The sequence below is a fragment of the Paenibacillus sp. FSL R5-0749 genome (genome assembly GCF_038595085.1).
Taxonomy (GTDB): domain Bacteria; phylum Bacillota; class Bacilli; order Paenibacillales; family Paenibacillaceae; genus Paenibacillus.
The window spans coordinates 1,586,448-1,613,016 of sequence record NZ_CP152005.1 but is presented as its reverse complement, the minus strand read 5'-3'; the positions used below and the strand labels follow the sequence as shown (position 1 = coordinate 1,613,016).

Below are 26,569 nucleotides of genomic sequence, written 5' to 3'. Positions count from 1 at the left end.
TCCTTCCTGAATCTGAATCGTTCGTTACAATCATTTCAGGGCAGCTTTGCTGCTGTAATTACAGTATAGTTGAACCATTTGTTTTTTCCACTCTATCCTATATTATCACAAATTCACATCCAGATTTCCATCAATCCGCAAGCATACAAGTTCTGACAGAATGATGTCATCCTCCAGCCTTCCCCATTACGGCAAAAAAAGACCGAAAAACGTCATCACGACGCTCCTCGATCCTCCCTTGTTTAAAAACTCTATATACAATAGCAATCTAATAAGTGAAACTACTCATTTACACTATGACGGAGAGGACAGAAAAAACCTGAAAAAGCGAAGCGTTCGCCTTTATCTCCGGATTTTCCCTTTGAGAAAGGGAATCAAAAAATCTGGGGATAACAGTGATTGGAAGGTTATTCTGTCATCGTAGTACCCGTGTAAATAAATTGTAGTTCACTTATCTAGACGCGTTCAAAGCGGAACAGTTCGCTCAGATAGTCTCCTGATGCACTGCCTACCGAAATACCGCCATACATCAAGGCATCGCCGGTAAAGGTCTCTGATCCGCCTTTCAGACGATAATCCGCATTCGGGTCCAATCCTTTCAGCTTCAGGCGCTGAAGAGGCGCATTAGGCTCGGAGAGCACACGGAAGTAGAATACAACCGCTTCACTTCCGTCTGGTGCAATAAACATCCACGCCGTCTCATTGCCTTCAAACGGACTGAGCAAGCGACGGAACGTTCCATATTGCACCGTTCCACGGATCTCCTTGTACAGCTCAACCTGGGCTTTCACGATGTCGTTCTCTTCCTCCGTGAATTTCGTCAGGTCCAGCTCATACCCGAAGTTGCCCGACATCGCCACATGTCCCCGAATCTCAAGAGAAGTGATCCGGTTCACCTGATGATTCGGTACCGCCGAGATATGCGATCCCATGGAGCTCACCGGATACACAAGACTGGTACCATATTGAATCCGCAGACGGGATATCGCATCCGTGTTATCACTTGTCCACGTCTGTGGCATGTAATAGAGCATACCTGGATCGAAGCGGCCACCACCACCTGAACAGCTCTCGAACAGAATGTTCGGGAACGCCGAAGTGATTCGTTCCATAACGTCATACAATCCAAGCATGTAACGGTGCGCAGTCTCACGCTGTCTGTCTGCCGGAAGCAATGCGGAACCCACCTCCGTCATATTGCGGTTCATATCCCATTTCACATAAGTGATTGGTGCAGAACCAAGTACGTCTGTTAACATGCGCACGATCTCATCACGTACATCCTGACGAGAGAAGTCGAGCACCAATTGTTGACGTCCTTCTGTCCGGCGACGGTCAGGAACATGAAGACACCAGTCCGGATGCGCACGATATAACTCACTGTCTGGTGAGATCATCTCAGGCTCAAACCACAGTCCGAACTGCATGTCCAGACCTGTTACGCGGTTTGCCAGATCATCCAGCCCCTGTGGCAATTTGTTTTTATCGACAATCCAGTCACCCAGCGAGGAGTTATCACTGTCCCGGTGTCCAAACCAACCATCATCCAGAACAAACAGCTCAATACCCAGCTTCTGCCCAGCGCGAGCAATCTGTTCAATCTTGTCCGCATTGAAACCAAAGTAAGTCGCTTCCCAGTTATTAACCAGTACCGGGCGCTCCGCATTGCGGAATTTGCCGCGTGCCAGACGCTCCCGATACAATTCGTGGTAGGACTGTGACATGCCATCCAAACCTGCAGCCGAATACACCATAACGGTCTCAGGTGTCTGGAAAGCTTCCTGTGGCTCCAGCTTCCAGCTGAACTCGAACGGGTTGATCCCAAGCGATACACGGGTGGTGTGGAACTGATCCACTTCAGCCTGTGCGGTGAAGCTACCACTATAGACGAGACTGAATCCGTAGACTTCACCTTGATCTTCATCCGTACCTGGTGTCATCAGCGCAATAAATGGATTTTGCTGGTGACTGCTTGAACCGCGACGACTCTCGATGCCTTGCAGGCCTGACGCAAGCGGTCTGCGCACGATATCACGTTCCCGTGTCCAAGCCCCTGACAATTGCAACAATTCATAATCCGCATGCGGGAAATCGACAGAAGAACTGAGCGCACGCACCACATTCACAGCGGTAGCGCTCTCATTCACGATACGCATGGAGCGTGTAATTGCATTAAATGCCGTAAAGGCTGTATAAGAAAGCTCGATCTTGATACCAGCGACGCGGTCTTCCAGCTCAATAACCAACGTCTCTGCTTCGTCATCGGATTCAACGTATGTTGCTGGCAGTCCGGTAAGTGCTGCCTTTCCTTTGACCAATCGATGACCTGTATACGTAAACTCCGAAACCGTTGAGCCATTCTCAAGTTCCAATTGGATTGCCGGATTACGGAAATCACTTGTGCCATACACTGGCAATTCCACTGGCAACGTATCGAAGGAGATCGTACGATCCTCTGGCACCGGGTTAGGGCTAAAGGACGCTCGTTCTGTCCGTACATGCAACCAGCTCAGATCGGTGTCGCGTAATTTTTTGCCATAATACAAATGCACCAAATATCCTGAAGGCAGTACCTGAAATACGTAACTGGCCTCACGGGTCTGTAAATGAAATTGAAGTTTCTCCTGATTGATGTAAATGCTCATATGTCTCCTCCACCTCTATATATAGGTCTTTCGGGTAAACGGTTTCTCAGGTTTCATTATAGCGAAAAGATCGCCAATGTTCTACGCTTTCATCAAGCTTTAATCAAAAGAGCGTACAACAGCCCGAAGGATGTCATACGCTCTTTTGGTTACAGTCTGAATTCAGTGTGTTCCCTTACAGGAACATCCATTGCCAACGGACAGCAGGGCAGCGTACAAAACGCTGGTTACTGCCTAAAAATCGATTAATCCCAGGCTGATCTGCAAGGCTTCGTTGACCAATTTCATGGTCTCCTCGTCCAGATGGGTAATCTTATCAGTCAGCCTCTGCTTATCGATCGTCCGTATTTGTTCGAGCAAAATAACCGAGTCCCGGTCAAAGCCATGAGCCGCCGCATCAATTTCAACATGCGTTGGCAGCTTTGCCTTCTGGATCTGGGCGGTGATAGCCGCCACAATACAAGTTGGACTAAACCGGTTGCCGATATCATTCTGGATCACCAGAACCGGCCTGACTCCACCTTGCTCGGAACCGACAACGGGAGAAAGATCCGCAAAAAAAACGTCACCACGTTTTACGATCAATGTCTACACCCCGCTAACTAAGCGGTCCAGAGTGCTGTCCGCATCTTCCTCCGCATGAAAGGCTTCGGATGCCATGGTCAGATTAATTTTTGCCATCTCCATGTACCCTCGCTGCATCGTTTCACGGATGTAACGTTTCTTACGCTCCGTTAAATACAGCTTCATAGCCTGCCTAATCAATTCGCTGCGGTTGGAATTCTCCAGCGCTACGATGCCATCCACTTCCTGCAAAAGATAATCAGGTAAACTGATCATGATCCGCTTGGTGTTCTGCAAGTTGGCCACCTTTCTTCCACCCCCACAAACCTTTCGCCATTGTGAACCAGTATTACGTTTTTCCAGAACTTTTATACAAAGGAATATATATGCCCCGAGTATATCAAGTATGCTGTACTCCATTATAAACACGGGGAACAATATTCGTACAGACCAAACATCTCAATTCAGGAATTAAATCCTCACTGTCATACAACATTCGAGATGCTCCGACAGTTTTCCTTCTGTTCTGAAAAAAAGTTTATTGGTAATGACGTCCAGTTTACCTGTCAGGATGTCAAAAGTGGATTAATTTTGGCGACTACTGCTCCCCCACGGGTATATACCCGTGGAATGCGGTGCGCCATCATGCAGATCACTTCATAAGCAATCGTACCGAGCTGGGATGCCACCTCGTCTGCGGTTATAACACCACCAGACTGATGACCGATGAGGACAACCTCTTCGCCGACTTGAATTTCTTCCGCTTCTTCTGCGAAAGATTGTAACGACACCATACACTGATCCATGCAGATTGTACCGACGACAGGGACGCGGCTGCCGCGTACAAGCACTTGTGCTTTACCTGTCAGCATTCTTGAGTATCCGTCTGCATATCCGATTGGCAGGGTCGCTATTCGTTCGTACCCTTGCGTAAAATAACGGGTTCCGTAACTGATCCCCCAATGGGGTGGCAGTGTTTTGACCAGAACCGCTTTCGTCTTCAGCGTCAATACCGGGGACAGCTTCACCACCTGATGATTCACCTCAGCCGAAGGATACAGTCCGTACAGGCTTATTCCCACACGTACCATATCATAAGACAATTCAGGTGTATCAATGGCAGCGGCGCTGTTCGCCGTATGTATAATCGGGATGGAACATCCCTGATCCCTGAGCGCATGAACCACGCCTTGGAACCGTCGATACTGCTCCAGTGTATAGGTTTTGTCTTCTTCATCCGCTCTGGCAAAATGGGTAAACATGCCTTCCAGCATCACCTGATTAAGCGAAGCTACTTCCTGGATGAAAGCCAATGCCTCATCGCCAGGTAATAGACCTAATCGGCCCATACCGCTGTCAATTTTAATATGAACCTTCAGTTTGTTAGCGAATGTGCTCGCATCCAAATGTCGAATGGCGTCAAGCACTTCCCTGCTGAACAGCGTGATGGTCACATCATGTTTCCATGCAGCAGCGATCCCTTCAGGCGGCGTATAACCCAACACCAGAATTGGAATCGTAATCCCATGTTGTCGCAGTTCCAGAGCTTCGTCAAGAAAAGCAACACTTAAGTAATCCACACCCACTCGTTCCAGTTCTCTGGCCATCTCCACCGCTCCGTGCCCATAAGCATTGGCCTTCACACAGGCGAGGAATTTCATGCCCTGAGGCAATGCCTTGCGGAAAGCTTCTACGTTAGTACACAAATGATCCAAATTGATGTCCGCTTGGGTCGGCCGATATTGTCCTTGCACGTTAAGTCACCTTCTCTAATCATCTTAATCCGGCTCACGTCAGACTCCATCGTAATGCTCCTGCATGTGACTGTCAAATGAACCGAAGTTTCACATTCAAAAACAGGTGCAAGGCGCGCCGTTTGAGGAACCAATGTGAATACAGAAGAAGACCGATAAGCGAGATTGACAGGGTATAATTTCACTTTTCACCCCATCAAAGAGCTGCTTATATCGATTATTTACCCGGTTCCCTCTGCATAGAAGCGCATTTTGCATTATTGGATGATGGAGCAGGAAAAATGGTTCCAGATAAATACCTGTCTCTCATCAAACAAAGCACCGGAGAACGGGTCTCCGATGCTTCTTAGCATTCCTTATGTTTATGCAACTATTCGTTCTTTTGTGCAAAAATCATTTGCCTGACTCTTCCTGCATTGATGTTGCGATGCGTACCATTTCGTTCTGAGGCAGGTCTGCACTGGTGATCCGATATTCTATGCCATCTGTCATCCATGTCAGAGTCTTCAATGCATCTCCGCTGATCATTCCCAATGTGAATCCAAGATCCACTACACTGGATGGAGCAAGCGATACAGCTCGATCCTGAGGTCTGGCTTCGAATATCGTGTAATTATAGGTTCCTTCATAACGAAGCATGACCGAATAGTCTCCTGCCTCTTCCAGGATCTGATCATCCTTGAGCTGTACGCCTTCCGGTGCATAGGTTGGTTGAATCACGCCGAAGCTGTCTGCCCCTTCCGGTTCAGCAAGTGTTGGCTCTTCGCCTTCCTGACCTGTTGCGGCCCCCTCTGTACCTTGCTGCTCTGTGTCCCCACCCACACCCGTCTGTCCATCAGTGACAGCTCCTTCTGGTTCAGGCGCAGTCTGAGGATTGGCTGGTTCTTTGCCGCCCTCATTACCGGTTTGCTCCACAGGAGTCACACCGGAGTCGGTTCCTGTCTTGCCGCCTTCTTCAGTACCGGCTGTCATGTTACGTTGCATGTCAAAGGCATCTTTCTCAAATTCAGTCCCGAATTTGAAGGAGTCAAATTTCACATCGACCACAACATTGGCATTGGAGTCGGATACCTCCACCTGTTTAGGTGCATAATCACTTTTGTTCAGCCAGATCTTCTGTCTGACAAGTGCATGTGTATTATAATTGGCAGCTACATCAAATACATAGCTCTCCTTCTCATCCGCAAACTGGCGGGTTGTATCCCCCGTAATGCTCCGAATCAATGTTTCATAGAGATATACCTGTCCTTGATTATCCGGCCAATTGCTCTGAAAACGGAAGCTTTTGTTCTGGCTCGGTGTCAAAACAAACACGCCTTCATCGTTACGCAGTACAATCTGTGTTACATCCTTTTTGGCATTCGTTAATGCAATACGATAATAGGAAGGCTTCTGATGCCACACCTCGACCTTGTACTGCTGCGGCGCATCTCCGGTATGCAGCGTCATCACGCCTGCCCCCTGGTAACTTTCCATCTCTCCTACGACTTCGTTCAGATCTTTGACCACAGCTGCCGCATCCTTCTTCCCGCAGGCGGCAAGTAAGGCCGATAAGACCAATACCATGGCAAGCATCCATGATATTCGGCGCATGACATCATCCCCTTTAGCACATGTTTTCACTTCAGGATTGTGCTTGCAGCAGAACCCCTACTTGATTAGTACATGTTATGAGGGACTTGTTCGATATATGCGGACTAGTTTGACAAGCAATCGGTGAAGTCGGTTAATACGGCATTGCTACGCAAAATCAGTCTCGGGTAGGATGTTAACTTTATCCAGAAAAGGCATAGTGAATTGTAGGGAATTATTCGTTTTATTGACTATGGGGAGGGAAGGATATGACAAGAACAAAGCTTCGCACATCACTGGAAGGACTGGATGAGTTCATTGATGATCAACTTCAACTATGGAATGGTGTCGGTACAGCGGTGGCTGTGATCCATAAGGATGAGGTCATCTGGCAAAAAGGCTACGGTTATCGTGACCTGGAATCCAAACTTGAAGTTACCCCTAATACGTTGTTTGCCATCGGTTCAAGTACCAAAGCCTTTACTGCAGCAACCGCTGCTCTCCTGGTTGATCAAGGAATACTGGATTGGGATGCCCCCGTGAAGTCGTACATGAAAGACTTCAAAATGTTCGATCCGGTCGCAACAGAACGTCTAACTATTCGCGACATGTTGTGTCATCGTTCCGGTCTTCCAAGGCATGAGTTGGTATGGTACAACTCCCCACGTACAAGAGAAGAACTTGTACACGCATTACAGTATCTGGAGCCAAATCAAGATTTCCGTAACAAATGGCAGTATCAAAACCTGATGTACATGACAGCCGGTTACCTTGTTGGACAGCTCAATGAAACTTCGTGGGAGCAGATGGTTCAAAATTCCCTATTTAATCCGCTCGGGATGAACTCAAGTCTGTTCTCAGTTGAAGAAATGCAACTCCAGTCAGACTATGCTTACCCTTACCTAGAGAAAGAGGGTCAGAATACGAGAATACCATTTCGTGTCATTGATGCCATAGGACCTGCTGGTTCCATTAACAGTAATCTAGTCGATATGATCGCATGGCTTCAATTCCAATTGAAACAAGGTCAATGGGAAGGAGCGTCACTGATCTCTAAGGAACAGATGAAGATTATGCATAGTCCTCAGATGACTAGTGATTCGCCGTTCATAAGCCAAGAGCTGCCTGTGAGTACATATGGTCTCGGTTGGATGATTGAGCCTTATCGTGGACATGCCATGATTCATCATGGTGGGGCTATTGATGGCTTTGCATCACAAGTTGCCTTTTTGCCAGAGGAGCAGATTGGAATCGTGGTTCTGAGCAATACCAACGGAAGTATAGTTCCGTATACGGTTGCTTTTCATATCATGGACCGACTGCTTGGACTTGAGCCCGTCAATTGGAGTTCCAAATTGAGCAAATTAATGGGGAACGAATCAGAAGAAACGGAGGCTAATCCGGAAAATCCTTTGGAAGTACCTATTCAAGCAGACACTGCCACTGAGGAAAAAATGGAAGAACCTCTCATCATACCTTGTGATCGTGCTCTCACCGCTTATGTGGGTATTTACACGCATCCTGGTTATGGCGAGATGTCTATTCAGGAAACAACGAACGGGTTGCAGGCAACCTTTAACGCCCTCGAAATGCCCATGGAATACACCGGAAAAGATACGTTCTCTGTCGAACTGGTCACATTCGGTCTGAAGGTCACATATACGTTCACCCTGAACGAATCATCAGAAGTTGCTCAATCCATCTCCATTCCTTTGTTGCTTGAGCCGGGTACAAAGCCTATTGAATTCAACAGAATTTCGTAAATGATCTGAACTGGTGAACATCTGCTTCATTTCCGTTGTGGTAGGTATCCATACCTACCACAACGGAATATACACCGGATAATTCGCATCCTCTTGCTCGGCACCAGGCTTTCTTTTCACCCACAGTCTGCGCAGATCAGGCAGACCATACCCCGCAACACGATAATCTCGCAGCGAATCATGATGGGCATGTTCTTCCTTGAAGCTGTAGGTTGGCAGAAGCAGCGCCTCCTGTATCAGTCGATCTTCCAGCTGAATCAATCTTCCCAACCGCTCCTCAGGTTCTTGAATCATCACCACACGTCCGCATTCCTGTTCCAGTTCATGTCTCCAGTAATCATTCATCGCAATCAGGAATAACGTGTTCCGGAAGGTATAAATCGTCACGAGGCTCAGCATGACATGATCATTGAAGACTTCTCCTGTATAGATCAGATCACAGTCCCTGAACCCATCTTGATAGACTGCATGGACCGGATCTCCCGGCATAATGTTGATATGTAGGCCGATCTGTTTACATCTCTCTGCAAACCAGACCATGTCTGCCTCCATCTTCTCTCCTTCTTCCACCCATAGACTTAAACTCTGCCCTTGGTATGAGCTACGACGTAATAATGCCGCGGCCTGCGCCAGTGAGGTCTCCACGGAAAGTGCGGGTATAGGTGTGACAGAAAAATTCGATTGTTCCGATTGCTTTTTCCATAACTCCCCTTGATCCGCACCCACTGTTGGTTGCTGTTCCTGTACTCGTCCTCGAATCAAACTGTAAGCAGCCTGTGTGTTTGTGCTCCCGAGCGCTTCCGACAGCTCATGTGCATTCAATAACTGTTGAACAGCCCGGCGAAAATTCACATCATGCTGCGGCCCTTCCTTTTGCATATTAAACGTCATATACACACCGCCCTGTATCTCATGCTGCACTGCACGAGGCTCCGCATCCGGAAATAAATCATGCTTGATGATGGACTCCGCCTTTGCCGAGTGGGGAAGCTGCCATACTTCAACGCGATCTACATAAGCACGCCCTCTGAAATAGGCCGGAAATACCTCAAGTACAAGCAGCTTCGAATCATGACGAGTCAATCGATAAGGTCCTGTTCCAATCGGATGAAGCGGGTTCATCTCCACATCTCTAGGCAGGATAGATGCACACATACTGCTCATCAGATCCGGGAACATGAAGTTGGGCTTATTCAACACAAAACGTACAGTCAACAGGTCATACGCCTCTATGCTCTCAATGGAACCAAACAGCGGCCTGCACGGGTTACTCTTATTAGAGATAATTCGATCAAAGGTAAACTTGACGTCCTCTGCATCCAGGATCCTTCCATGATGAAAAGGTATGCCTTTGTGCAGATAAAAGGTCCATTCCCTTCCATCCGCATCACTCTCCCATGCCATAGCCAGACTCGGTTCGCAGACTTGGCGTTCCCCATTATAACGAACCAAACGATCAAAGACCTCTGTAATAATGAATATTTCTCCCCACATCCCCGTCTGCGTAGGGTCGAGAGTCTTAAAAGGTGTATTCTGCGGAATCCGCAATGTATCCACCCGGCCTCTGTCTCCTTCATTCGAAAGCAGGCCGAATTGAGTCTGCATTTGCTGCATCAAATGTTCTCGCATCGTAATTGGCAAGGTGGCGGCCAGTTCATAGGCATCCTCCATCCTGTTGCCATTCAGTAAATCGTCGAACCGTTTACGCGCCACAGTAAGCAAAGGGACACAAAATAACAGCATCGATTTTTTGCCTCTGCCACGCTGTGGGTTCCACCTGACCCATCCGTTCTCCTTGAATTTGTTCATAATGAGGTTCATATTACGCATGGTGCAACATAAAAGATCAGCGAGTTCACCTACCGTTGTATGTACTTCTTGTTCATCATGCACATGTGGGAAGTTCAACCGCAGTTGAATGTAATGTTCTGATACGTCCATATATGCCCTTCCTTCTTCTCATTCTAAAATACGAAATCCACCCGGATGCTTCTACAGTTTTTCTTCAGGTTTTCCTCCATTATACTCAGTAACATCAACATGACCAGTGGGAAGGAAGAAGAACAATTTATGAAATACGCCGATCTGCACCCTAACATCCGAATACGTATCATTACAGATTTTTTCACCGATCTGACTCAGAAGTCCATCATTCCATTCATGGCGATCTATCTGAGTGTTCAGATTGGCGCAGGTGTGGCAGGGTTATTGCTAACGGTCAATATTGCGGCTTCCATGATTGTGGGTTTGTGGGCAGGATATTGGTCGGATCGAATAGGACGGAAGAAATTAATGGTGATTGCACAAACTTTGCAGGTCGTGGCTCTACTTTGTTTGGCTATTGCCAACTCGCCGTGGATGGATTCGATCATCGTCACTTGTCTCATGTTTCTGCTCAGCAGTCTAAGTTCAGGGATCACAGTGCCGATTGCGAATGCCATGATTGTCGACGTGAGCAGTGAACATGAACGTCATTATGTATATGGGTTACAATATTGGACAACAAACGTTGCTGTAACCTTTGGCGCACTGTTGGGCGGGCTATTTTTCGAATCATTTCGTTTCTTATTATTCAGTCTGGTGTGCCTGGAAAGTATGGTTACGCTGTTTATATTAGTCTTTATGATTCGGGAAACAATGGAAAAACGCGCACTCAATCATGGAGATCAATCCAATCATTCCGGTCCATCCACCAGAATATTGGAATCCAATGCTCCCATCCAGAGGAACATACTGAAAACGTACCGGGCGGTCTTTCAGGACAAACGTTTCATGGTATTTTTCACGGCTACGGTCCTTGCCGTTTCCCTGGAATTCCAGTTGGATAAATATATTGCGGTTCGTCTAAAAAGTGAATTCACCGCCCAACTGTTCGGCTCAGATATCTCTGGTCTGCGTATGTTCAGCCTGATTATGATCATCAACACTGTACTGGTTGCATTGGTTGCAATCCCATTCTCTAGATGGATGGGCCGCTTCCAGTCCCGAGCGATCATGACTGTCGGTATGTGCCTGTATACCGCAGGTTTCGCCGTTCTTGCTTTCAGCAACTGGGCTTGGCTACTTATATCATCCGCTATATTGCTGACCATTGGAGAATTGATGTACGCCCCTGTTCGTCAGGTCATGCTAGCCGGTATGATCCCAGATTCGGACCGGGCTGCCTACATGGCTGCTGACGGGTTGAGCTATAACGTGGCTGCACTACTCGGAAGTATCGGGTTAACCATTGGAGCCTTCCTGCCCTCATACGTAATGGCTGTTCTGTATGTACTCATGGGGCTTGCAGCACTCGTCTTTTTCCGAATGTCACTTCGGAAGACAGAGGAACAGCATCAACATCTGGCGTGTGCAGAGGCATCATGATATTACTTTTTCGGCAACAACATAATCACTAAGAGAGCCATGGCAGGCTCTCTTTTTCATGTCCAAACTCAACGCATACAAGTAAATTATTATTAACATTTTGTATATTATAGTTTACATTTAGTAAAATATCATGTACATTTTATTCATGGAGGTGAGCAAGTGGAAGAATTGCACAATCATGTTAGGGAGTTACGGGCCAGAGACCGGTTGTCCCAAGCGGAATTAGCCAAACTCATCGGCGCATCCCGTCAAACCATTGCCCTGATTGAACGCGGAGATTACTCCCCATCGGTCGTCCTGGCATTAAAAATAGCCCATGTCTTTCGTGAACCTGTAGAAAAAATCTTTGAATTGAAAGGTGGAGATTAAGATGAACAGAACAACTTCCCCGTCCAAAAAGAACAAGATGCGTCTTCCGTTGTATGCGGCAGGTGGTGCTGTAGTCGGTTTTCTCGGAGCCAGCGGAATCAACAAAATTCCATCTAATTTGAATTGGACGTTGTCCGTTTACTATGACTATGATCTTTTATTTGCATTACTGGCTGCTTCAGTGGTGGTTATGATGTTGTGGAACACGCTCAGTCTTGTTCGTACGCCATCTGTGCCTCCAACGGAAGATGAGGTGTATGGAGATTCTGACTCACTCATCTCTCCCGCTGAGCGTTCCCTCGGAAAAGCGATGATCCTCAGCGGATTGAGCGTTATTGTTGCGTTTACCTGGATCGCACTTGCTCTGTCCTTAAACGCTTCCAACAGAAACATGCCGAATTTTCCCGAACTGTTTAACCTCATGAATCTCTTTGCTGCGTGTATCTCTATTATCATCGTCGTTATACTGCAAACACTGACTGTGAAGCGATACAATCGCTATTTCCCTGATCGCGCACTGGATCTGAATTCACGCAACATGAAGAGGGATCATTTCGAGAAACTGGATGAAGGTGAGAAATGGATCGTATACCGTGCAGCCTATCGTTCTTTCCTGATGATGAACATTTTGCTTGGGATCGGCATGGTCTCCATGGTGTTATATTCAGCCCTCTTTAGCTTTGCTCCATTCCCAATTGTAATGCTCTCCGTCATCTGGATTGTCAACATTGGAATCTATTATCGTGAAACCTATCGTGCGAGTAATCAGTAATACATGGATAAGTAACTATTTTGTAAATATTTTCATAAAAGGAGTGTTTGCATGCATCTATCCAAACGAAAGACCCGCGTCAGGTTCACCTCCCTAATCGGAGCTTTCATGGCTGTTGTTCTGTCTCTTAGTCTATGGGTACCCGCAGTCCAGGCGGAGACCGCGACTCCAGTAACTGCTGAACAGGGGAAAACGAAAGCGCTGACAGGCGAATCAGCTACAGCATTTCTCGACTCATTCTTTGATTCCGCTGAGGCAAAAGCTCATTATGTTGGAGCCTCCGTTGTTGTTGTGAAGGATGGTAAAGTGCTGGCGGAAAAAGGATACGGCTATGCTGATCAGGAGAACAAAACGCCTATTGATCCGAAAAATACGGCCTTCCGTGTAGCCTCTGTCTCCAAAACATTCACGGCAGCAGCCGTGATGCAGCTGGCGGAGCAAGGCAAAGTTGACCTGCAAGCTGATTTTCAAACCTATGTAAAAGGGCTCGAATTCGATAATCCTTTTGACAAACCTGTAACTGTGGAGAACCTGCTCACACACACGACCGGATTCGAGATCCGTGATCCGCAGCAGGAAGACATCCATACTGATTTTGACAAATACATAACGATGGAGGATTACGCTCAGCAACACATGCCTCCCGTCGTTCGAGAGCCTGGCAGCGCCTACATGTACGATAATTTCTCGTTTTTGCTGCTCGGCATGATTGTGGAGAATGTTAGCGGAGAGCCCTTTGAATCCTATATGCAGCAGCATATCTTCAAACCACTAGGAATGAATAACAGCAGTTTCATACTGGACGAAAAATTCCAAAAGCAACTTGCTGTAGGCTATGATGCGGCACACAACCCGCTTGATCTGTATACCCTCTCTCCATCACCAATGCCTCAAGGTGGCATGCTGTCTACCGCTGAGGACATCGGGAAGTTCATGATTGCGTTCCTGAATGATGGCGTGAAGGACAACACACGTATTCTCAAGGAATCTACAGTGAAAAGCATGGAACAGTACCGTTCCTCCATTCATCCATTACTGCCCGATACCACTTACGGGTTCGAAGCACCGTTTCAGCTTCCTGGGGCAGGAAGCAGTTCGAGCGTGATTACCAAAGCAGGCGACCTGACAGGATTCAGCTCTTATCTATTTTTTATTCCTGAGCAAAACACAGGCGTCTTCCTGACCTATAATCAAAATGGAGCACTTCGTAATCTGTTCTACCCGGCATTCATCCAGAATTTCTTCCCGCAATATGCAGAGCCAGTGCAGTTCAAGGATTACACGCCACAATCCGTAGCTGAGCTGCAACGCTTTACCGGATTGTACGCAGACCTTCGACTTAGCACGATTGTAAGTTCTCTGAAAGGTGGCGACGATAAGCCAGGACATCTGAGCATTAACGATGTATTCCTGGGCCAACGCAATCTGATTCAAGTGGAAGATAATCTTTTCAAAGACGAATTGACCGGTCAATTCACAGCATTCAAAGAAAATGCAGATGGCACCACCTACCTGAAAGAACCTTACCTCAACCCTATGGGTTATGAGAAAAAAGGACAAAAGCCTGCGGGCTTCCGGGATGTTCGTGAGAACAGTCCTTATGCTGAAGCCATCTATGCAATACAATCTCTTGGATATTATGAGAATGATGCCAACAAGTCTTTCCAACCGAAGACAGCTGTAACACGAGCTGAATTCATTGAAAATACGCTTAAACTCAGTGGATTGAAGCCCAGCAAAACAACGCCACCTGCAGGCACCGACTGGGCAGACCATGCAGCAGCCGGATATATTCAACTTGGATATGAATTGGGTATGATTACGGGCACGAACGAACAGCAGTTTAAGCCGGATCAAGTGATTATCCGACAGGAAGCCATGGTCATGATGTGGAGAATTATGCAATTGCAATATCCTAGCGAACTTTTCAATGATGTGAAACTTGCGGGGCACACAGATCCCTGGGCTGTACCTGCTGTTCAGATGATGGCGAAGCTTGGTATCCATGGACCTGAGGCGAAGGTGATGGAGGATGGTTCCATTGATCTTCTTTCTCGCAAACCTCTGATTCGTCAAGAAGAGGCTGCTATCATGTATGCTTTAATCACACAGCCGACAGATCGCATCGTCGCTGAGTTAATGGCTGCTCAGCAGCCGCAAGCCGAACCTGCTGAAGGAGCAGAGCCTGCAGAAGATACATCAGAAATTGCACCGGTTCCTTCACCAGCGACGGTCCCTTCTGAAGTATCGGCACAATAAAAACAAAGTATCTCCATATTGATAAGATTTATCATGCTTATAAATGAGAAAAACAGGCTTGTTCAGAAGGATATAAACCTTCTTGAACAAGCCTGTTTCGTTACTTTTCTTACGTTATCGCTACTAGTAAATTTATTATATGTTACGGAGTAATAACCGTCTCTATGCGATCAACGAGGATACATGTGTGTTTCCGTTACGCTGATCAAACTTGGCTGCAACGGTCTGAGCATGCTCCGCAAAGTAATCAGCCAACTTGAGCAAGTCGCCGGGATCGCCTTCATACGGGAAGGATGCTGGCAAGCGCATGCGATACCCATCCGACTCTTTTTCTTCAGCCCAACGCCGCAATAACGGGGCTGCCTTCGCATAATACAACATTTTGGCATATGCATCTTCATGATCGGCTGCGAGTACCAGTGTTTCTTCGAGGACATCAATGCCTTTGGCCGGATTCGTAAGTGTGAGATACTCCATCTGCTCGGAAAAACTCTGCACAAAATCGTTCTCACCCTTGATCAAGCGGTATCCCTTGACCTGATATTTATCGGCTTCCTCCGTCCGCCCCAGACGATATAGCGGCATCAGAATTTCCGACAACGTTAGATGCGGAATCTCCGCACAGCTCATGCGTCCTTTGAGAATAGGCTTGGCCAATTCCAGCACCTTCTCGTCGTCTCCTTTTAGCATAAAATAACGCATAATCTCATCCTGCTCACATGCCTCACAGTCACTCATGAAGTCGCGGTCCAATGCTCTGAACTTGTCATAACTGCGCCCTGATTCCTCCAGCTCTCCAAAATCCATAAAGATGCGGAAACGATAGTACCAGTAAGAACGCTCACTGTAACCATAAGACTTGAACCGTGCTCCGAAGTCCTCCAACAGCTCCATAATCTTCTCGCGTGAGATTTCAGGGAAATCGGGCATTTTACCGAGAATCCATTTATATGACCACAATAACGTCTCTTCATCATACAGCTCTGGTTGCTGATCGAACTTGCCCAGTTGCCAGGAAAAAGCGATCAAAGCTTTCATCGGATATCCACAGAAGGTGGCTACATCCACAATCTCGGAGCGTGCTTCGTACGCCTCCTCAACCATACCATTGACATCGGCTACCCGCGCTGCTTCCTCCAAAAAACCGAGCTTCGCAGGACCACTAGGCAGTTGATAGGCCTCTTCCATCAAATCTTCAAAATCCATCTCTGTCTTCATCAGGCATCTCCCTCATGATTCATATTTGCGCGTAAACCCCAATCAATAAACCGTACAATTCCCTGGTTCAATACTTCAAGTTCCTGCTTGTTCATGGCGTAATGGCCCATCATCAGTGCGTTGACATACAACATTTCTATAGCAATCGGTGTCATCTGATTATCCGGTGAAGTCAGCACCCGTTTAATGATGGGATTGTTTACATTCAGATACAACGTCGAGTACCCTGCCGAATTAATGCCTGCCGACAACGAACCGAGAACAGAGGAGAATAAGTCAGTGCTCTCTTCGCTTGCTTTTTCCAACGCACGCAGCGTGGATGATTCCTGCGAAAGGGTAAACAACACCGGCAGATCCGATGGCTTGAAACCTTTCACTTCAGCCCGGCAGCGGAAACGTTGTAATGCCGAATCTGCCAACCGTAGCGCATCATAGTACTGGTTACGTTCAGCCGGTGCAACATCCGTGAATGTCATCGATACTTGATCTGGCTCAATTCGCTCGGTCTGTACATGGTTCAGTATGACAGGCAGCATCGCCATCAGTTCTTTATCGTAGATATAACCTGCGTTGACGACCAGCATGGACTGTGCTGAAGCCACATGGTGTATCTGACGATATTCATCAATGGAGCCGGTATAATACAGCGTATCCCCTTCATCAATCAGTTCACCCAGTTCCCGGTGTCCTCTCGTCGTCTCAAAAGGCAGCCAGCGGTGAATCATCGCGTAGAACGCCTGATCCTGAACAGCCAACGCCTTCATCGAAAGAGCATGCAGACGAATCAGCTTCTGCAAGCGTTCGGTCTGATTCTCAGCCATGTCAGCCAGCCCCGTACGCAGAGCGTCTCCAAGCTCGGAGCGCACTTCTTCCAGTTTTTCATTTTCATAGAAATGTTCTCTTGACGCCGTCGGTTGAAGCTCATCGGTCCAGATCAGACATTTCACGAAGAACGCCCACTCCGGCAAAATGTTCTCGGCTTTCTCCGAGATCAGCATTCGCTTCAGGTACACTCGGTGAGAACGCTTGGCATTCAGATTCACTGCATGCGGCAGCACATACGCAATGCCTCCCGTACGGCCCGTAGCCGTTGTCAGCGTGATGAAATCCTGAAACTTCTCCCCAAGCAGACGTTCACCAAAAGCAAGCACTTCCGCTCGGCAAGAACGGGCAAGCTCTGGGCGTGTTAGCCAGATCGGAGAATCCTGATTGACAACAGACTGCACCCCATCATGTATCAACGTGACTGGATAAGGAAGCAGAGCGCCGTAGTAAAATAAAGCTTCTTTCACATACTCCGCTTCAAAATAATGTGCTGCATCCGGTGTACAACGCAGATATACTTTCGTTCCGGGAGACAACTGTGTGTCCAATTGTCTAATCGTATATGTACCATCCGGCTTACCTCTCCACTCCATCGAGGGACCACCCTTAATCGATTGAGTCAGCATAACGATCTCATGACTTACCATGAAACAGCTGAGCAGACCAATACCGAAACGCCCAATAAACGATGTCTCGCCATCCAGCAGTGCCTGCTGCCCCCGCTTCGAGGATTGTCCAATCATCGCCAGAAACTCGTGGATATCCGCTTCGGTCAGGCCAACTCCGTTGTCCTCCACCATCATCGTCAATTGATCACCGGTTCCTGTCAGCTCAATCCTTGCTTCGCCCTGATATCCCGGCTCCACTTCCTTGCGTGCCGTGATCGCATCTGTTGCATTTTGCATAAGTTCACGCAAGAACACCTTGGGACTACTATATAGATGGTTGGATAAAATCTGAATCATCCCGCTCAGGTTCACTTGAAAACGATATTCATTGGATGCTGCCATGAGTCACTCACCTTCCTCTACGTCCAGAACACTATATGTACCCATATGATGTATTCATATGGATGTGTTAGACGAATTCATATGTAATTCAATTCATTACCACATTATGAATAGCAATGAAACGGATGTTCTACCATAAAATAAGGATACATGTTACACGCCATAGTGAAAACAAACCTGAGACCCGATTTCAGCCAGACTTCAGGGTAAATATGCACCCTGCATTCGGGACTATTGAAGCAGGAATAGATCTTTTTTGTCGTCCATTTGAACGATATCAGCCTACTGTACGTATAATCTCCAAACTCAGATCGGATGGTGAATATAGATGATTGAAGCACGCAACATATCCAAGCAATTCAAGGTACATCAAGCACTGCATGATGTCAGTTTCACAGTTCAACAAGGCAGTGTCACCGGATTAATTGGACCTAACGGTTCGGGCAAAACCACACTGATCCGCATCATGAATGGGGTCTTGGGTGCTTCCAGTGGACAGGTAACCATTAACGGATTGGACACCGCTCGTGAGGCCGAGAAAGTACTGGCCATATGTGGCACCCTTACCGAACAAAGTGGACTATATGAAAATATGAGTGGCCGTGACAATCTGACTTTCTTCGCAGATGTTTTTGGCCTGAAGCATGCCCAAGAACGTATCGACGAGCTTGTAACTCTGTTCGAGCTGCAGGATTATCAGCATCGAAAGGTCGGCACTTATAGCACAGGCATGAAGAAACGCCTGGGCCTTGCACGAGTACTCCTGCATCGTCCTTCCATCCTGTTTCTGGATGAGCCCACCAATGGCCTGGATCCGGATGGAATCCAGATGGTACTGCGTATCATCCGTCAATTAAATCAGGAAGAAAAGATGACGATTCTGGTCTCATCCCACGTGCTGTCCCAACTGTCAGCCGTCTGTGATCGTTATATTTTCCTGGAAAAGGGGCGCATCGTTGAGGAAGGCACGGAAAAGGAGATTGTTAGCCGGTACCTGTCCACTCCAAAACTCGAAGTTGAAGCCGACATGCCCGATGGATGGAACACAGCAACTGACTACACACCTGAAATAATCTCTGCACATCAAGCGACATTTCAGCTTACATCTCGTGAAGATATTCCATTACTGCTAAGGCAATTAACGGAGCTTGGTCAAGTCTATCAGGCCCGCATCACGGGCAGTGATCTGGAGAGTATCTATTTTGCCATAAGGGAGGCACACCACCATGAATAATCGCCAAGCCATACGTGCACTGATCCGTAAAGATATCCGGTCCGTCACAGCCAGCGTTCAGCTCTGGTTGCCCATGTTGATCGTTCCACTGATTATCGGAATCATCATGCCCTCTGCCCTTCTGTGGGCGGCCTCCAGAATGGAACTTCGTTCTCTGGGCAACATCAGCTTTTTGCTCGAATCATTGGATGCATTAACCCATGGTGGACAGATTCCTCAGCTTGCTTCCATGCCTACAGATAATCATCGTATTGTTTATTATTTGGCCATGTATATGTTCGCGCCCTTGTTTCTCATCATTCCGGTGATGGCCTCCAGTATTCTGACGGCCAATAGTTTCGCTGGTGAGAAGGAACGCAAGACGCTGGAAGGTTTATTGTTCACACCGATCAGTATGGACACACTTTTCAAAGGCAAAGTGTTGGCTGCCCTAATCCCTTCCCTTCTATTATCCTGGGTTACTTTCCTGATCTATGGAATCATTGCCAATATTCTGATGTACCCCTTGTTTGGAACGTTGATGTTTCCCAATCTGAACTGGATCATACTTGTGGTGTGGGTTGTTCCGGCTTGCAGTCTTATGGTCATTCTATTAAACGTATTGATCTCGGCCAAGGTTCGCGGGTTCCAGGAAGCCTATCAGCTCGGCGGATTGATTGTCCTTCCCCTGATCGCCTTAGTGGCTGGTCAAGCCAGTGGCATGCTGCTGATCGGTCCTTGGATGTTACTCTTGATCGGTGCATTGCTCCTGCTCATAAGTATGGTTCTTCTTCGTTTCGTCACCCAATGGAATAGTCGTCAGCAACTGGCGGAAAGTCAGATCTGAGATGTGCAGATTGAGAAATCAATAAACGCAGGTTATGATGTGGAGATATATGCTTTGGGATGATTATAGAGAGGAATGGAACAACCGCATGGAATCCAAACTGCTTCAAAAATTAAAATATGCTTCACAATTAACGGCACAGGAGAGGCATATTGTGGACTATATCCTGAACAATCCCGAAGTTGTATTTGATTCTACAGCCCATGAACTGGCTCAGCAGACCTATACAAGCTCATCCACCATTGTTCGCTTATGCAAAAAGCTGGGTACCAAAGGGTACCCAGACTTCCAGTTAAAGCTTGCTCTTGAATATCAACGGATACCTTCTGCGTTGCAGAAGCAGGATTCTCCATTCGCAGAACAAGGCAATGTGCTGGCTGCCATCGACTCGGTTCCTTACCTATATCAGCAAGCGCTGGAGGATACACGCGGGATGTTAAAGGCCCCCGTTTTACTACGAATCGCAAACTGGGTCAAAGAATCCGGACGTATCGATATCTATGGCAGTGATATGAATTATTATCTAGCTCAACAGGCTTGTGCCAAATGGAATGAACTCGGCATATCTGCAATTGCTCACAATAATGCCAACATGCATTACTTGAATACGATGAATCCCAACAGCCTGACGCTGTCTTTTGTTATATCACACACAGGTGAGAACCAATCCATGATTGAAGCGGCCAAAGTGCTGAGCAACAAACAGATGAAAGTTATCGCGGTCACGGGCAGCAACCATTCAACCTTGTCCAAACATTGTGACGAAACGTTACTCGCTTACGGATACAATGAACAATTAAGGCTGTCCAAAATGTCTTCGATGGTCTCGGTACTTTATATTTTCGACATGTTGTACATGAGTAGCATTAGTGACACGTATTAACGATTAACGCTGATCTGCTGCGAATACAATTCCGGCATCCTTACGCGCACCCATGAGTACACTCATCACAGACTGGCTGTGTTCGAGCAGTTCGTAACACCGGTTGTAATCCCCACCTGCATGGATGTCCCTGAACACTTCCCACTCATAGTAGAGCCAATTGGATTTGGTCTGGGCATTATACGCCTCAGCAGACTCATTTCCGATCTGAAGCTTGATCTCCCGGCAACCGTTTGCTCCCCCGACAACCTGAAGATACCCTTTCTCTCCCTGAATAAGCACAAAGTTCATGCTGCTTGTATCTTTGGCACCCACACATTCCGCAATAAACTCCGGATATTGGAGAACGACAACGCCTGACGTATCAATGCCGTTTGCATGCTGGTTCGCAGTATACGATACGGTATTCGGACTGCCGAACAGATTCATGACCAGATGAAGATTATATATATTAATATCCATCAGCGCTCCGCCAGAGAATTGTGGATTAAATACATTCGGTGTTCCCCCTGCAAGCAGATCATTGTATTTGCGTGAGTATTGACTGTAGTTACATTGGATGAGTTTGATTGGGCCAAGCTTTGGCAGCTGCTCCTGTATGACTTTAATATTGGGCAGATGAATGTTCGAGATGGCTTCAAACAGCAACAGATTTTTTTCTTTTGCAAGTGCAATCAGGGTTTCTGCTTCCTGAAGCGTGGACGTGAACGGTTTTTCACAGACAACATGTTTACCATGTTGAAGTGCCTGATAAGCCTGTTCGTAGTGCATGCTGTTTGGTGAAGCAATATAAATGAGATCTACATTTGTATCTGCAAATAGTGACCCCAGGTCCGTATGGATTGTATTTACTTCATATTTACTCGCAAGCTCCTGAGCTGTTTCTCTCTTCCGGGAGTACATCGCAGTACAAATGACATCTTCCAGTTCATTGATCGCGGATAGAACGGCATCCACAATGGACCCTGTACCGATCGTTGCTATATTCATCATATCGTTTCGCTCCTGTCGTTGATTAGTCAGTTGACTCTCTTCGCTGATTAAATGTTATGTTATCACGATCAAGTCAGGCGGAGAATGCTTTGGAGCCGGATTGGCAGCATCATTCGCAATTCCATTTCAGGTTTGAATGTGTATGAAATTCAATTTCATTCGCTTCTTTTTTCATGTTTGAGATCTAACATATCTTCCATAGTTTACCGATATAACATAAGAAATTAACGACATACATATAGAACGAAAGGGACGAGGAAAGCATGAAAACAGGGCATACATATTTACAACGCATCATCTGTACATTGCTGTTATTTACACTCATTGCAGCAGTGGCATTTGGAGGCGGGGGCGAAGCCCAGGCAGCTTCACTTAGCCAATCCACTGTGTATTATGAGTCCGACGGCGTTTTGTACAAAGTATCCGCGGATGGAAGCAATACAACAGAAGTATTAATTGATTTCCAAGGGGTGGACTTGCTCGCGGCAGGTTCTTATCTCTACTACACCCAGACTGCTTCTTCCACAACATTGCTTCGGGTTCCGAATGACGGGTCCAGCGATGCGGCAGAGACATTTGCAACAGATGTGCTCAGCTATTATACGGATAATGGATTCATCTATTATCTGGATGCTACAGGCACGATATATCGCGCTAATGGCAATAGTGACGCTTCAGCTGTTACCAAGATTGCGGACAAGGCTGATACCGACTTTCCGTTTCTCGTGGTAACCAAAGGGCGGGTTTACTATAACGCACTGGTTAATGGAAACACGTGGATCGTGTCCAAAACATCCAACGGCTCTGGAGCTGTGCAGCGAATTGCCGCAGGTGCAGTGGAAGGTCGTTATTTTACGAATCTGGCCAAAAACGAACTTCAACTCATGGTCAATACAGACCCATATGAGCAGTACTACTCTACCAATGCTGTTGTCATGTATAAGGTGAATTACAACACGGGCAAGGCCACTGCGGTAAATCCCAAAGCCAAACTGGATGTGAATGCAGTATACTCCGGTGGTTGGGGTAACAACCTTTACGTGTATAACAAAGGAATCGAGCTCGACAGTAACAAGGATTACAATTATGCCAAAGGCAAAGCGTTTGCGTTAACAACTTCAGCCAAAACACTTCAGCTTCATAGTAAAAGCGTTCGGGAAGTAAGTGCTCTAGGTACAGACAAGGTTGTCCTTATTGATGCAGACAAGAAGGCTTATGCCAAAACGGTCTCCGGCAACAAAGTAACCAAGTCCGCCAACCTGAACCTGAACAATGTAACGTATGTTGCGAATCAATTGACCAACGGCACGCCTACGGCTGCTTACATCTCGGGCAACAATGGTCTCTATTCGGTCAATACTGCTCTCAAGGTAACCAAACTTACCAGTGACGAATGGGATGCATTCCATATCAGAGATGATGTTACAGGCCTGTTCTACATCAATGCCAAAGATCAGTATCGCTTGTATCATGTGCAAACGGGCGGAACAGGCAAAAAAGTCATGAATGACGTTTTCCTGGACAATATTCTATTGGTGACACCATACTAATATATCCTGTTGATTCAAGTATGTAGCTCATTCTACGGACTTGTTTATAACAAAAAGGATTACCCTGCAGCCCTAGTGGCTCTCGGTAATCCTTTTTTGGTTGTCGAAAACTATTTGAAAAAAACATCTTCCATATGAGAATGATAATTGTTATCATTAAGAAAATAAGACAAAAGGATGGTCCGTATGACTGAACAGTTTCCCTTCATTGCTGAAACCTCATCTCTACCGCTCCTCTCCTCCATGTGCCGTATGCGTCGCGGGGAGAATTTCCGTGTGCAAGGCAAGACGGTGTCCCGGCCCATGCTCTGTCTTATTTTACAAGGAGACGGTGTTCTGGTCCTGAATGATACAGCCTATCCGGCTCAAGCGGGCAGCATATATGCACTGAAGCCAGGTACAACCATCGAGGCCGCTGCTCGCTCGAAGGTGACCGAATGTATTTTGCTAAGCATGGATACCGTTCGTTTGCAGCAAGTGCGAGGCGAGTGGAAAATGACCTCTTCACCTGGCTTTCCGCTGGATTGGCAAACAGGCAGGTTGCTAGTTCGTCACGAGCAGCAGGCTGTATCACGTTTGGAACAACTGTATGAGACCTATCGGGGCTGTCAGCCAGATCACTTTATCAGCATACATAGCCAATTGCATGAACTGCTGCAGTTTCTCTCGGAGAACCGGCTGGAAGCCAATCATGAGAAAGTGGACCCTGCCTTGGAACGCAGTATTATGTATATGCGACGCTACATGAGTGAAGGAATCAGCATGGATCAGCTTGCGAAGATTGCCGGTCTCACACCCAGCTCCTATTCACGCAGTTTCAAGAAAGCCAAAGGCATGTCGCCGACCGATTATCTCAATCGTTTACGGATAGATGAAGCCAAAAAAAAGCTGACCGAAGAAAACTGTGTTCTTAAAGACGTCGCGGTATCTGTAGGGTATGGCAACGAGTATTATTTTAGCCGCAAATTCAAACAAACCTTGGGGATTGCCCCCAGCGTATATATGAAAAAAGATCAACTTCGCGTAGCTACGGTATCCAACATGGGATTCGATCAGAATCTGACTTCGCTTGGATTGCGCCCTGTAGCTGTGCTGGAAGGAGTTCTTGACCGGGAATCGGATGAATATGAACATGAACGTCAATTAACCAGACAATTAGATCAACTTCGGCAGGCGAAGCCAGACCTGATCATCGGTGACTTTTACCATAAGTCCTATTACGATCGCCTGAAAAATATTGCACCCACCGTCATCTTGGAATCCACGGATGACTGGAAAGAGAACCATATTCGCATAGCCGAACTGGTCGGACGCGAGAAACAAGCGTTGCTGAATTTCAAGGAACTTGAGTTTCGCAAACTTGAAGCAGGATTGAACCTACAACCTTATTTCCGACAAAAACGGTTGACTCTGATGGAGGTCACGAATCAGTTCATTCGCTTACAAGGAACTGGCGAGCATCCATTAAATCATTTGTTGTATGCTGAATTGGGACTGCTCCCTGCCCAGCTTATATCTCCCGAAAATTCCAGAAATGATTATGCAGCAGATAGTATCCCTGTGCTGGACACGGATTACCTGTTGATTCACCGTGCTTCGCTTCAGCCTGCCAGTGAAAAGGTGTTCCGGCGCATGAAGCAAACGGCATCCTGGAATCGCTCCCCTGCCGTGTTACAAGGTAACGTTCATGATATCTCGAATTGGCATCAGTTATGCTGGACTCCAGGTGGCCAAATGCAGATACTGAATGAACTGCAACAGATTTCACAGCAGCCTGTAGCCTTTCCTCATGCAGGTCTGATTGGACATTAAATGTGAACATAGGTCAATACGATGGGCAAAGTTATCTTTTACATCGTGTTCCTTCATTATAATTCAGTAAGATATAGCACAAGCCAAAAGGGCCCTCTCCTCTAACGGAAAGGGCCCTTTGCATGTCATTATAGATGTTCCTTGATCTCTTCCTTCGGAACCAGCTTGTATATCTCTTCATCTTCCATGGTATCAATCAATCGATCCAACCATTTGTAATATGCTTCCGCTTGCAAAATCTTATGTTTGTCTTCCATCAGGGTCCGGATTAGTTCAACATCCGTCTCTTCATCCAGATCTTCAACTAGTCGATTCAGTTCTTCAATCGATTTGCGTAGAACCTGAAGGTTACTCTCCACGGCTTTTCTCCATTTAATCGCAAAATAATCCGTAAACGTCTGATGCCAGTCATATTCCACTTCATATAGGTCTTTTCTGGAGCCCTTGCTCCACACTTTATTTACCATTTTCAAATCCAGCAGTGTTCGTACACCTGTACTCATACTCGTTTTGCTCATTTCCATTTCCCGTCCCATATCGTCAAGGGTCATTGGTTTGTCTGCAAAAAATAGCAATCCATATAAGTGCCCCGTAGACAGCGTAACCCCGTAAAGATCCATATTACGTCCAATGGCTTCAATAACGCGCTTACGAATCTTCAGCACGGTTGCCTGCTGTTCCTCTTGTAAATGGTCCAAGCCCATGCTTGCAACCTCCATTCTGAACATTCCACAGTCTTTGGCGAAATCATTGCAACACTTTAAAAGTCCTGCTTACATGGGAAAGCTCTCGGCCGGACATCATATATGCCAGAGGGCTTTCATTCACCCAATGTATGAAAATGGGAACTTTACCAGGCTACAATTGCCTATGACTATCTTTTAACCAAAAAATTCAGCTTCAATTCAGCTCATTTTCTATTGTAGGAAAAGCATTGTCAAATGTAAAGCTGCCTTATTAGCCAGAATAAGGAGAATGACGGAGTATTTGGACGAAAAACTTTGTACAGTTTTTACTGTACAAACATTATGTACTGTTTATTCGGTTGATATACTGGTTAAGTATTGTTAGTATTAAACTCGTTACCCAGAAAGACGGGAAGCGAAGCAACAACTACCGGATTTCGTGGCTGGGCGCATAAGTGTATGGGC

20 protein-coding genes are annotated in these 26,569 nt (G+C 46.7%); 10 read left to right on the top strand and 10 right to left on the bottom strand.

The features are described 5' to 3' along the window. Nucleotides 1-455: 455 nt before the first annotated feature. The 5 genes from MKY85_RS06970 to MKY85_RS06950 form a co-directional block, all read right to left on the bottom strand. Nucleotides 456-2,645, bottom strand: a complete 2,190-nt coding sequence (locus tag MKY85_RS06970; RefSeq protein WP_342572191.1) for an alpha-galactosidase — start codon at nucleotides 2,643-2,645, stop codon at nucleotides 456-458. Nucleotides 2,646-2,879: 234 nt separating this feature from the next. Beyond that, entirely contained in the window at nucleotides 2,880-3,230 is a 351-nt protein-coding gene (locus tag MKY85_RS06965) for a type II toxin-antitoxin system PemK/MazF family toxin (protein ID WP_024630714.1), read from the bottom strand. A 3-nt stretch (nucleotides 3,231-3,233) separates the two neighbouring features. Next, entirely contained in the window at nucleotides 3,234-3,515 is a 282-nt protein-coding gene (locus MKY85_RS06960) for a ribbon-helix-helix protein, CopG family (RefSeq protein WP_017690037.1), read from the bottom strand. A 260-nt stretch (nucleotides 3,516-3,775) separates the two neighbouring features. Then, on the bottom strand, nucleotides 3,776-4,963 hold the full coding sequence (gene alr / locus MKY85_RS06955; RefSeq protein WP_342572190.1) for an alanine racemase: 1,188 nt from the start codon (nucleotides 4,961-4,963) through the stop codon (nucleotides 3,776-3,778). Between the two features lie 393 nt (nucleotides 4,964-5,356). Next, a complete protein-coding gene (locus tag MKY85_RS06950) occupies nucleotides 5,357-6,556 on the bottom strand; it encodes a DUF4367 domain-containing protein (protein ID WP_339240365.1) in 1,200 nt (399 codons plus the stop codon). A gap of 248 nt (nucleotides 6,557-6,804) precedes the next feature. On the opposite strand from MKY85_RS06950, the gene MKY85_RS06945 reads away from it, so the two are divergent. Next, nucleotides 6,805-8,298, top strand: a complete 1,494-nt coding sequence (locus tag MKY85_RS06945; protein WP_342572189.1) for a serine hydrolase — start codon at nucleotides 6,805-6,807, stop codon at nucleotides 8,296-8,298. Between the two features lie 54 nt (nucleotides 8,299-8,352). On the opposite strand, the gene MKY85_RS06940 is transcribed toward MKY85_RS06945, so the two are convergent. Beyond that, a complete protein-coding gene (locus MKY85_RS06940) occupies nucleotides 8,353-10,239 on the bottom strand; it encodes an ABC transporter substrate-binding protein (protein WP_342572188.1) in 1,887 nt (628 codons plus the stop codon). A gap of 129 nt (nucleotides 10,240-10,368) precedes the next feature. Between MKY85_RS06940 and MKY85_RS06935 the strand changes: the two genes are divergently transcribed. From MKY85_RS06935 to MKY85_RS06920, 4 genes are all read left to right on the top strand, one after another. Next, nucleotides 10,369-11,664 (top strand): MFS transporter, encoded by a 1,296-nt coding sequence (locus MKY85_RS06935; protein WP_342572187.1) that lies wholly within the window; start codon nucleotides 10,369-10,371, stop codon nucleotides 11,662-11,664. Between the two features lie 162 nt (nucleotides 11,665-11,826). After that, a complete protein-coding gene (locus MKY85_RS06930; RefSeq protein WP_017690042.1) occupies nucleotides 11,827-12,036 on the top strand; it encodes a helix-turn-helix transcriptional regulator in 210 nt (69 codons plus the stop codon). A gap of 1 nt (nucleotide 12,037) precedes the next feature. Next, entirely contained in the window at nucleotides 12,038-12,808 is a 771-nt protein-coding gene (locus tag MKY85_RS06925; RefSeq protein WP_342572186.1) for a DUF3169 family protein, read from the top strand. Between the two features lie 51 nt (nucleotides 12,809-12,859). Further along, nucleotides 12,860-15,067: a serine hydrolase gene (locus tag MKY85_RS06920; protein WP_342572185.1), complete on the top strand. Its 2,208-nt coding sequence runs from the start codon at nucleotides 12,860-12,862 to the stop codon at nucleotides 15,065-15,067. Between the two features lie 162 nt (nucleotides 15,068-15,229). Here MKY85_RS06920 and MKY85_RS06915 read toward each other — a convergent pair whose 3' ends face one another. Further along, on the bottom strand, nucleotides 15,230-16,285 hold the full coding sequence (locus MKY85_RS06915) for a hypothetical protein (RefSeq protein WP_342572184.1): 1,056 nt from the start codon (nucleotides 16,283-16,285) through the stop codon (nucleotides 15,230-15,232). Beyond that, nucleotides 16,285-18,120, bottom strand: a complete 1,836-nt coding sequence (locus tag MKY85_RS06910; protein WP_342572183.1) for an HSP90 family protein — start codon at nucleotides 18,118-18,120, stop codon at nucleotides 16,285-16,287. The genes MKY85_RS06915 and MKY85_RS06910 overlap by 1 nt, the downstream gene beginning before the upstream one ends. Nucleotides 18,121-18,448: 328 nt before the next feature. Between MKY85_RS06910 and MKY85_RS06905 the strand changes: the two genes are divergently transcribed. From MKY85_RS06905 to MKY85_RS06895, 3 genes are all read left to right on the top strand, one after another. Beyond that, nucleotides 18,449-19,354 carry an ABC transporter ATP-binding protein gene (locus tag MKY85_RS06905; protein ID WP_339259476.1) on the top strand — a complete coding sequence of 302 codons (906 nt, stop codon included), beginning with the start codon at nucleotides 18,449-18,451 and terminating at the stop codon, nucleotides 19,352-19,354. Continuing rightward, nucleotides 19,347-20,180: an ABC transporter permease gene (locus MKY85_RS06900; protein WP_342572182.1), complete on the top strand. Its 834-nt coding sequence runs from the start codon at nucleotides 19,347-19,349 to the stop codon at nucleotides 20,178-20,180. Before MKY85_RS06905 ends, MKY85_RS06900 begins: the two co-directional genes overlap by 8 nt. Nucleotides 20,181-20,268: 88 nt before the next feature. Next, entirely contained in the window at nucleotides 20,269-21,063 is a 795-nt protein-coding gene (locus tag MKY85_RS06895) for a MurR/RpiR family transcriptional regulator (protein ID WP_342572181.1), read from the top strand. 3 nt (nucleotides 21,064-21,066) lie between these two features. Here the strand turns inward: MKY85_RS06895 and MKY85_RS06890 are convergent, their stop codons facing one another. Beyond that, a complete protein-coding gene (locus MKY85_RS06890) occupies nucleotides 21,067-22,053 on the bottom strand; it encodes a Gfo/Idh/MocA family oxidoreductase (protein WP_342573290.1) in 987 nt (328 codons plus the stop codon). Nucleotides 22,054-22,319: 266 nt separating this feature from the next. On the opposite strand from MKY85_RS06890, the gene MKY85_RS06885 reads away from it, so the two are divergent. Both MKY85_RS06885 and MKY85_RS06880 read left to right on the top strand, forming a co-directional pair. Further along, the gene (locus MKY85_RS06885) at nucleotides 22,320-23,606 is read left to right on the top strand and encodes a DUF5050 domain-containing protein (protein ID WP_342572180.1); all 1,287 of its coding nucleotides are present in this window, start codon (nucleotides 22,320-22,322) and stop codon (nucleotides 23,604-23,606) included. A gap of 186 nt (nucleotides 23,607-23,792) precedes the next feature. After that, complete coding sequence (locus tag MKY85_RS06880; RefSeq protein ID WP_342572179.1) at nucleotides 23,793-25,418, top strand: helix-turn-helix domain-containing protein; 1,626 nt, start codon at nucleotides 23,793-23,795, stop codon at nucleotides 25,416-25,418. Between the two features lie 128 nt (nucleotides 25,419-25,546). Here MKY85_RS06880 and MKY85_RS06875 read toward each other — a convergent pair whose 3' ends face one another. Continuing rightward, nucleotides 25,547-26,122, bottom strand: a complete 576-nt coding sequence (locus MKY85_RS06875) for a GbsR/MarR family transcriptional regulator (protein WP_339240349.1) — start codon at nucleotides 26,120-26,122, stop codon at nucleotides 25,547-25,549. Nucleotides 26,123-26,569 lie beyond the last annotated feature (447 nt).

Bases quoted from the DNA above. Each gene is read 5' to 3' on its own strand.
- MKY85_RS06910 (WP_342572183.1), bottom strand. From the start codon at position 18,120: ATGGCAGCATCCAATGAATATCGTTTTCAAGTGAACCTGAGCGGGATG.
- MKY85_RS06905 (WP_339259476.1), top strand. From the start codon at position 18,449: ATGATTGAAGCACGCAACATATCCAAGCAATTCAAGGTACATCAAGCA.
- MKY85_RS06900 (WP_342572182.1), top strand. From the start codon at position 19,347: ATGAATAATCGCCAAGCCATACGTGCACTGATCCGTAAAGATATCCGG.
- MKY85_RS06940 (WP_342572188.1), bottom strand. From the start codon at position 10,239: ATGGACGTATCAGAACATTACATTCAACTGCGGTTGAACTTCCCACAT.
- MKY85_RS06895 (WP_342572181.1), top strand. From the start codon at position 20,269: ATGGAATCCAAACTGCTTCAAAAATTAAAATATGCTTCACAATTAACG.
- MKY85_RS06920 (WP_342572185.1), top strand. From the start codon at position 12,860: ATGCATCTATCCAAACGAAAGACCCGCGTCAGGTTCACCTCCCTAATC.
- MKY85_RS06935 (WP_342572187.1), top strand. From the start codon at position 10,369: ATGAAATACGCCGATCTGCACCCTAACATCCGAATACGTATCATTACA.
- MKY85_RS06875 (WP_339240349.1), bottom strand. From the start codon at position 26,122: ATGGGCTTGGACCATTTACAAGAGGAACAGCAGGCAACCGTGCTGAAG.
- MKY85_RS06945 (WP_342572189.1), top strand. From the start codon at position 6,805: ATGACAAGAACAAAGCTTCGCACATCACTGGAAGGACTGGATGAGTTC.
- MKY85_RS06925 (WP_342572186.1), top strand. From the start codon at position 12,038: ATGAACAGAACAACTTCCCCGTCCAAAAAGAACAAGATGCGTCTTCCG.
- MKY85_RS06970 (WP_342572191.1), bottom strand. From the start codon at position 2,645: ATGAGCATTTACATCAATCAGGAGAAACTTCAATTTCATTTACAGACC.
- MKY85_RS06880 (WP_342572179.1), top strand. From the start codon at position 23,793: ATGACTGAACAGTTTCCCTTCATTGCTGAAACCTCATCTCTACCGCTC.
- MKY85_RS06890 (WP_342573290.1), bottom strand. From the start codon at position 22,053: ATGAATATAGCAACGATCGGTACAGGGTCCATTGTGGATGCCGTTCTA.
- MKY85_RS06885 (WP_342572180.1), top strand. From the start codon at position 22,320: ATGAAAACAGGGCATACATATTTACAACGCATCATCTGTACATTGCTG.
- MKY85_RS06950 (WP_339240365.1), bottom strand. From the start codon at position 6,556: ATGCGCCGAATATCATGGATGCTTGCCATGGTATTGGTCTTATCGGCC.
- MKY85_RS06915 (WP_342572184.1), bottom strand. From the start codon at position 16,285: ATGAAGACAGAGATGGATTTTGAAGATTTGATGGAAGAGGCCTATCAA.